Source organism: Microbacterium sp. LMI13-1-1.1, assembly GCF_040815625.1.
GTDB lineage: Bacteria > Actinomycetota > Actinomycetes > Actinomycetales > Microbacteriaceae > Microbacterium > Microbacterium forte.
In genome coordinates, this window is record NZ_JBFPNL010000001.1 from 1,376,691 (window position 1) to 1,384,000 (window position 7,310).

The 7,310-nt window shown below is 69.0% G+C and carries 7 protein-coding genes and 1 rRNA gene; 1 reads left to right on the top strand and 7 read right to left on the bottom strand.

Going from position 1 to position 7,310, the window contains the following annotated elements; all coding sequences use genetic code 11:
- Positions 1-3: 3 nt before the first annotated feature.
- The 6 genes from recN to MRBLMI13_RS06810 all read right to left on the bottom strand — a co-directional run bounded on the left by recN (position 4) and on the right by MRBLMI13_RS06810 (position 5,526).
- The gene (gene recN / locus MRBLMI13_RS06785) at positions 4-1,719 is read right to left on the bottom strand and encodes a DNA repair protein RecN (RefSeq protein WP_414685944.1); all 1,716 of its coding nucleotides are present in this window, start codon (positions 1,717-1,719) and stop codon (positions 4-6) included.
- Complete coding sequence (locus tag MRBLMI13_RS06790) at positions 1,692-2,606, bottom strand: NAD kinase (RefSeq protein WP_042541651.1); 915 nt, start codon at positions 2,604-2,606, stop codon at positions 1,692-1,694. The genes recN and MRBLMI13_RS06790 overlap by 28 nt, the downstream gene beginning before the upstream one ends.
- Positions 2,603-3,400 (bottom strand): TlyA family RNA methyltransferase, encoded by a 798-nt coding sequence (locus MRBLMI13_RS06795; RefSeq protein WP_367819572.1) that lies wholly within the window; start codon positions 3,398-3,400, stop codon positions 2,603-2,605. Before MRBLMI13_RS06795 ends, MRBLMI13_RS06790 begins: the two co-directional genes overlap by 4 nt.
- Positions 3,397-3,573: a hypothetical protein gene (locus MRBLMI13_RS06800; protein WP_367819570.1), complete on the bottom strand. Its 177-nt coding sequence runs from the start codon at positions 3,571-3,573 to the stop codon at positions 3,397-3,399. Before MRBLMI13_RS06800 ends, MRBLMI13_RS06795 begins: the two co-directional genes overlap by 4 nt.
- Positions 3,574-3,634: 61 nt before the next feature.
- Positions 3,635-4,672, bottom strand: coding sequence for an HAD-IIA family hydrolase (locus MRBLMI13_RS06805; protein ID WP_367819568.1), 1,038 nt, complete (start codon positions 4,670-4,672; stop codon positions 3,635-3,637).
- Positions 4,672-5,526, bottom strand: coding sequence for a hypothetical protein (locus MRBLMI13_RS06810; RefSeq protein WP_367819566.1), 855 nt, complete (start codon positions 5,524-5,526; stop codon positions 4,672-4,674). The genes MRBLMI13_RS06805 and MRBLMI13_RS06810 overlap by 1 nt, the downstream gene beginning before the upstream one ends.
- Before the next feature lie 6 nt (positions 5,527-5,532).
- Here MRBLMI13_RS06810 and MRBLMI13_RS06815 point away from each other — a divergent pair, with 6 nt between their 5' ends.
- Positions 5,533-7,146: a hypothetical protein gene (locus MRBLMI13_RS06815; RefSeq protein ID WP_367819564.1), complete on the top strand. Its 1,614-nt coding sequence runs from the start codon at positions 5,533-5,535 to the stop codon at positions 7,144-7,146.
- Positions 7,147-7,191: 45 nt separating this feature from the next.
- Here MRBLMI13_RS06815 and rrf read toward each other — a convergent pair.
- Positions 7,192-7,308 (bottom strand): 5S ribosomal RNA (rrf, locus tag MRBLMI13_RS06820).
- Positions 7,309-7,310 lie beyond the last annotated feature (2 nt).

A 7,310-nucleotide genomic window follows, 5' to 3' on the forward strand; every position in this document is an offset into this window, starting at 1 on the left:
CTATCAGGAGGTGGGGGTGCCGAGGCTGAGAAGTTCTCGGGCGTGGGTGATCGCGGCATCCGAATCGGTCAATCCGGACAGCAGTCGAGCCATCTCGGCCTCGCGCTCCTGACCCTCGAGACGACGGACACTCGATGCGGTGACTGCTCCGTCGTTGGATTTGACGACCGAGAGATGGTTGGTGGCGAACGCGGCGACCTGAGCCAGATGAGTGACTGCGATCACCTGCGACTTCTCTGCAAGTCGGGCGAGTCGGCGGCCGACCTCGATGGCTGCGGCACCGCCGATGCCGGCATCGACCTCGTCGAACACGAAGGTGGGCACGGGGTCTGTTCCGGCGATGACGACCTCGATCGCGAGCATGACCCGCGAGAGCTCACCACCCGACGCCCCCTTGCCGACGGATCGAGGTTCGGCTCCCGGGTGCGGGGCGAGCAGGATCGCGACATCGTCACGACCGTGAGCGCTCTCCGTGCCCGGTGTCACCGCGACCTCGAGGGTCGCGTCGGGCATCGCGAGGGCATGCAGCTCCTCGCTCACGGCGACTCCGAGACGCGCGGCGGCCTCGGTGCGCTCCGCCGTCAGGGCCTCAGCGCGTGCATCGAGATCTGCGCGGGCGGCATCGCGCTCGGCTTCGAGGCGATCGAGCCGCTCGCCGTCGTCGTCGAGCTCAGCGAGCCGCGTCGACCCCGTCTGCCAGAGCTCGAGAGCCTCGTCCAGCGAACCGTGCGCACGAATGAGCGTGCCCAGAGCTGCGCGGCGCTCTTCGACAGCTGCCAGCTCGTGCGGTCCTGTCTCATCGAGGTCGGCGAGGTATGCCGAGAGCTGCCCCGCGACATCGGCGATTCGGTAGCCGATATCGGCGAGGGCGGCCGAGATGTCGGTGAGCGCGGCGTCGGAGACGCGCTCGAGCGCGCGACGCGCTTCGGCGATCAGAGCCGATGCATCCGGTTCGCCTTCTTCGCTCGAGAGCGCGCTGTGCGCGAGTGACGCGGCGAGGCGCAGCTCCTCGGCGTTCGCCAGACGTTCTGCCCGTGCGGACAGCTCGACGTCCTCCCCGGGTTCGGGGGCAGCGGCTTCGATGAGTGCCAGCGCTTCACGGAGACGCGATGCCTCTTCGGCACGGCGGTCGCGGTTCTCGGTGATGTCGGCGATCTCGGCGTCCAGCTCGCGCCACCGGGCGAACGACGACGCGTAGGCGTCCAGCGCCTCGGCGATCGGCGCACCTCCGAAGCGGTCGAGGGCATCGCGCTGCGCCGCGGAGGAGCGCAACCTCAGCTGCTCGGACTGGCCGTGCACGACGACCAGCTCCTCGGCCAGAGCCGACAGCACTCCCGCCGGCGCCGCGCGTCCGCCGACGCTCGCGCGACTGCGGCCCTCGGCACTCAGCGTGCGGGAGACGTACAGCTCGGCGACACCGGACCCCGCAGGCTCCAGCTCTCCACCGGCATCCGTGACGATGTCGGCGACGTCGCCCGTCTCAGGCACGATCCACACGCCGGCGACGGATGCCTGGGCTGCACCCGCTCGAACGGCTCCGGAGTCGGCGCGCTGCCCGAGCAGCAGGCCGAGGCCGGTCACGACCATCGTCTTGCCCGCACCGGTCTCACCCGTGATCGCGGTGAATCCGGCACCGAGGGGCAGCACGGCGTCGGCGATCACGCCGAGCCCCTGCATCCGCATCTCCTCGATCACGAAGCCGCCCCCTGTCCGCGCCATCCGGCGACCGGCAGCTGGAACTTGCGCACCAGACGGTTGGTGAACTCGGTGGGATGCAGGCGCGCGAGGCGCACCGGACGCGAGGACTTGCGCACCACGACCCGTGCGCCAGGAGGCAGGTCGTGGGAGCGGCGGCCGTCGCACCAGAGGATGCCGGCACCAGAGGTGCCCTCGAGCATCTCGATGGCCACGGCAGCGTCGGGGCTGACGACGAGAGGCTTGGCGAACAGAGCGTGAGCCGACAGGGGCACGACCGCTATGGCTTCGACGCTGGGCCAGATGACCGGCCCACCCGCCGAGAAGTTGTAGGCCGTCGACCCGGTCGGCGTGGACACGACCATGCCGTCGCAGCCGAAGCTCGACAGGGGCAGACCGTCGATCTCGAGCACGACCTCGATCATGCGCTCGCGGCTGGCCTTCTCGACCGTGGCCTCGTTGAGCGCGAAGGTCTCGTACACGACGGCGCCATCGACGTCTTTGACGCGCACCGACAGCGCCAGGCGCTCTTCGACCTCGTAGTCGCGATCGATGACGCGTCGCACAGCGGCATCCATGTCGTCTCGATCGATCTCGGCGAGGAATCCGACGTGTCCCATGTTGATGCCGAGCACGGGTGCCGAGCAGCCGCGCACCAGTTCGGCGGCGCGCAGGATCGTGCCGTCTCCCCCGAGGACGATCGCGAGTTCGAGCTCGTCCTGCTGCACGGTCTCGCCGAGGATGTCGACGTCAGCGAAGTGCGGGTCGACCGCTCTCAGGTCACCGCTCTCATCGGGCGGGAGCACAGGACGCGCACCGGCACCGCGGAGTTCGTCGATCACCTTGCGGGCCGCCTCGACAGTGGCCTCCCGGCCGGCGTGGGCGACGACCAGGATGTTGCGCTCGTTCATCGTCTCCCTGCCAGTGCGTTGATGCGGTCTGACCATTCTGACGGATCGCTGCCGCGCGCCGGCGCGAGGTGCAGGAGATACTCCGAGTTGCCGTGCGTTCCGAGGATCGGCGAGGGCAGGATGCCGAGCATGCCCAGGCCGGCATCCCAGGCGCTCCAAGCCGTTCGTGCGACGGCATCCGCGCGCGTGGCCGGGTCGGTGACGAGTCCGCCGCGCACCGCGGTGCGACCGACTTCGAACTGCGGCTTCACGAGCAGGACGATGTCTGCGCCGTCAGCGGCGACCCCCGCGACAGAGGGCAGCACATGCTCGAGGGAGATGAAGGACAGGTCGCCGACGATGAGGTCGGGAGCGTCCGCTTCGCCCGTGACCTCCTGGAGATTCTCGGGAGTCATGTGACGGACGTTGTAGCCCTCGACGACCACGACGCCGGTGTCGGATGCCACGGCCGCGGCCATCTGGTCGTGGCCCACGTCGACGGCGAGCACGCGCCGCGCTCCGCGCTCACGAAGCACCTGGGTGAAGCCGCCGGTGGACGCGCCCATATCGAGCGCGAGGCGGCCGTCGGCAGAGATGCCGAATCCGTCGAGAGCGGCGATCAGCTTGTGCGCCCCACGACCGACGTAATGATCGGCGCCGGCGACAGTGATCTCCGCCGTGTCTGCGACAGGTGTCGAGGCCTTCACCACGGGGCGGCCGTCGATGCTCACGAGACCGCCGGCGATGAGCGTGGCAGCATGCGTGCGCGAACGAGCGAGTCCTCGTGCGGCGAGGGCGGCATCGAGTCGCGTCATCGGGAGCCCGGCGCGTCGCGCTGGTCGAGCTTCGCGCCGCTGTCGAGGCGGCGCGACAGCTCTTCGTGAAGCCCGGAGTACGCGTCTGCTCTGGCAGCGAGAGGCTGCCCCTCGATCAGGCGCAGGCGACTCCACAGACCGTCGGCCGGTGCATTCGTCGTCTCATCACTCACGCCTCTACTGTACGCGGCGGCGCCGACACGTCGGCGGAGCCACGGCGGCGCGAGGCGTCGATCAGGGCCGGTGGAACGGGTCGTCGTAGAGACGCTCGGGCACTCGCAGCACGAATACCGGTGTTCCGGAGGCCCAGATCGCAGATGCGCCTGCCCGAAGCAGATCGATCTGCGACTCGCCCTCGGCGACGATCTCGACGTCGGCACCGACGACCCGCACGGATGCGCCGTTGACCGAGTGGACGCCGTCTTTCGACGTGACCTCCGGGTACGGCTGGTGCAGTTCGCGCAGGTCACTGAGGATGTACGTCGGACGCGACCCCTCCGGCGCGGCGAGTACGTGCTTCGGTCGGTCGATGCCGGTGAGCACGAGCGCGGAGTCGATGCCCGCGCGGACGGCTCCGAGGATGTCCGTGTCGAGACGGTCGCCGATGAACAGCGGCTTCTTCGCACCGAAGCGCTCTGTGGCCTCTTCGAAGATCGGCGTCTCAGGCTTGCCGGCGACGGTCGCGAGCCGACCGATCGCCGTGTGCACGGCAGACACGAGCGTGCCGTTGCCCGGGGCGACGCCGCGCTCGCGCGGGATCGTCCAGTCGGTGTTCGTGGCGATCCACGGGATGCCGCCATCCTCCTCGGGAACCTTCAGCGCGAAGGCCGCCTCGGCGAGATCCGTCCACGCGACCTCGGGGGCGAAGCCCTGCACGACCGCATCCGGAGCATCCTCGGCGCTGCGAGTGACGGTGTAGCCCGCCTTCTCCGCCTCGTCGACGAGTCCCGCTCCGCCCACGATCAGAAGCGTGGCGGGTGGCGGGACGATTCCGGCGAGGAGCCGCATCGCAGCCTGCGGGCTGGTGATCACATCAGCGGGCGCGACGTCGAGGCCCAGGCTGCTCAGGTGCTCGGCGACCGACGCGTCTGTGCGAGATGCGTTGTTCGTGATGTACCCGAGCCGAGCAGTCGTCGCGGCGGCGTTGAGGCTCTCCACCGCATGCGGCAGAGCGCCCGGACCCGCGTAGACGACGCCATCCAGATCCGCGAGCACGGCGTCCACGCCGTCAAGCGGGGTCCGCAGCGCAGGCTTCTTGGAGAACAGCCCCACTACGCCTCCTTCGACGAATCGGATGCTGTGAGGCCCTCGTCGGTCTCGTCGGCGCCATCGTCAGTGCCGGCAGCCGCGTCGTCTTCGCCGAGGAGCTCGCGCACCTCGTCGTCGATGGACGGCTCGGGCTCGACGTCAGCGTCGTCAGCCTGAGCGTCGTCAGCCTCGTCAGCCTCGTCAGCGTCAGCGTCAGCGTCAGCGTCAGCGTCAGGGTCAGCGTCAGCCTCAGCCTCAGCCTCAGCCTCAGCCTCAGCCTCAGCGTCAGCGTCAGCGTGGTCGTCGTCGAACTCGCCTTCGATCAGGCCGTCCTCGATGATGATCTCCTCGTCGCCGGCCTCGTCGACGCCGAGCGCCTGGGCGGCAACCTCTGCGCGGTGGGCCCAGAACTCGGCTTCGTCAGTTCGTCCGAGGTCCTCGAGCACTGCTGCACGAGCGGCGAACAGCGCAGGGCTCCACTCGAACGCACGGTCGGGGTCGAGCTCGGGAATCTCGAGTTCGCCGAGCGCGAGCTCGAGATCTCCCTGATCCAGGCGTGCACCCGACATCGCGATCGCCAGAGAGACGCGAACGGGCGTGCTGAGGGCAGCCCGGTCGACGGCGCGACCGGTCTCGAGAGCGCGGTCGGGGCGTCCGATGCCCCTCTCGCTGTCGACCATCAGCGCGATCTGGTCGTCCTTGCCGGAGATGCGACGATACGTCCGCAGCTCGCGAAGAGCCAGAGCGAAGTCCTCAGTGGCGTACGCAGTGATACCGAGCGTTTCGCGGACGATCGCGATACGGCCGGCGCGGCGAGACGCGGCGAGAGCGTGCTCGTGCGCACGGGCCGGATCCTCGTCGATGAGCTGAGATGCCATGGCGAGGTGACGCGCGACCAGTTCGGCGTTCTCCTTGCTGAGAGTCTTCAGCTCGTTGCGGGCCGAGGTGTGCAGGTCGCGGGCCGTGACCTCATCCGGGATGTGCGGGTCGTTGAAACGCGGCCGATCTCCGTCTGCCTGAATCGGACGTTCGCGGCCCGCTCCCCCACGCTGCGGGTAGGAACGCGACGAGTCACGTTCCTGTCCGGCGTCGCGGTTGTATCCACCCGAACGGGGGGCGCCACCATCGCGGTTGTAGCCACCGGAGCGCGGTGCGCCACCGTCACGGCTGTAGCCACCGGAGCGAGGTGCGTCGTTGTCGCGGCGCGGTGCGCCGCCGTCGCGGTTGTAGCCGCCCGACCGAGGGGCACCACCATCGCGGTTGTAACCGCCCGAACGAGCCGCACCACCATCACGGTTGTAACCGCCGGAGCGAGGCGCACCACCGTCACGGTTGTAGCCACCGGAACGAGGCGCGTCGTTGTCGCGGCGCTGGGCACCACCGTCACGGTTGTATCCACCGGAACGCGGGGCACCACCGTCACGGTTGTACCCGCCCGAACGAGGCGCACCACCGTCGCGGTTGTAACCGCCCGAGCGAGGGGCGCCACCGTCGCGGTTGTAACCACCGGAACGAGGTGCGTCGTTGTCGCGGCGCGGGGCGCCACCGTCGCGGTTGTACCCGCCCGAACGAGGAGCGTCATTGTCGCGGCGCGGGGCAGCACCGTCACGGTTGTACCCGCCCGAACGAGGAGCACCACCATCACGGTTGTAGCCACCAGAGCGCGGTGCGCCACCATCGCGGTTGTACCCGCCCGAACGAGGAGCGTCATTGTCGCGGCGCGGGGCGCCACCGTCACGGTTGTACCCGCCCGAACGAGGAGCACCACCATCACGGTTGTAGCCACCGGAACGAGGAGCGTCATTGTCCCGGCGCGGGGCACCACCGTCACGGCTGTATCCACCCGAACGAGGCGTGCCACCGTCGCGGTTGTACCCACCAGAACGAGGCGAGCCACCATCACGGTTATACCCGCCCGAACGAGGCGCGCCACCATCACGGTCGTAGCCACCAGAGCGCGGTGCGCCCCCATCGCGGTTGTAACCGCCCGAACGAGGACCGTCATTGTCGCGGCGCGGGGCGCCAGCGTCGCGGTTGTAGCCACCGGAACGAGGAGCGTCATTGTCGCGGCGCGGGGCACCACCGTCACGGTTGTACCCACCAGAACGAGGCGCACCACCGTCGCGGTTGTAACCACCGGAACGCGGTGCGCCACCGTCACGGTTGTAACCACCGGAACGAGGAGCGTCGTTGTCGCGGCGCGGGGCACCACCGTCGCGGCTGTACCCACCCGAACGAGGGGCACCACCATCGCGGTTGTAGCCACCCGAACGGGGAGCGCCACCATCACGGCTATACCCACCCGAACGCGGGGCACCACCATCACGGTTGTATCCGCCCTCGCGTCGGGGCGCGTCATCACGACGCGGACCGCTGCTGCGGTTCTGATCCGAGCGCCCTCCGGAAGATCGGTGACCGCGCGATCCATTGTCGTCGTTGCGACGCGGACGGCGCTCTTCCTCTTCCGGCATGATGCTCCCTGTTCTAGATGTTGTTAACGCAAAATGGCCACCCAACGATGGGTGGCCATTTGCTTAAAAGAAGTCCGGCGGTGTCCTACTCTCCCACAGGGTCCCCCCTGCAGTACCATCGGCGCTGTGAGGCTTAGCTTCCGGGTTCGGAATGTAACCGGGCGTTTCCCTCACGCTATGGCCGCCGAAAC

Bases quoted from the DNA above. Each gene is read 5' to 3' on its own strand.
- MRBLMI13_RS06795 (WP_367819572.1), bottom strand. From the start codon at position 3,400: ATGACGCGACTCGATGCCGCCCTCGCCGCACGAGGACTCGCTCGTTCG.
- MRBLMI13_RS06810 (WP_367819566.1), bottom strand. From the start codon at position 5,526: ATGGCATCTCAGCTCATCGACGAGGATCCGGCCCGTGCGCACGAGCAC.
- recN (WP_414685944.1), bottom strand. From the start codon at position 1,719: ATGGCGCGGACAGGGGGCGGCTTCGTGATCGAGGAGATGCGGATGCAG.
- MRBLMI13_RS06790 (WP_042541651.1), bottom strand. From the start codon at position 2,606: ATGAACGAGCGCAACATCCTGGTCGTCGCCCACGCCGGCCGGGAGGCC.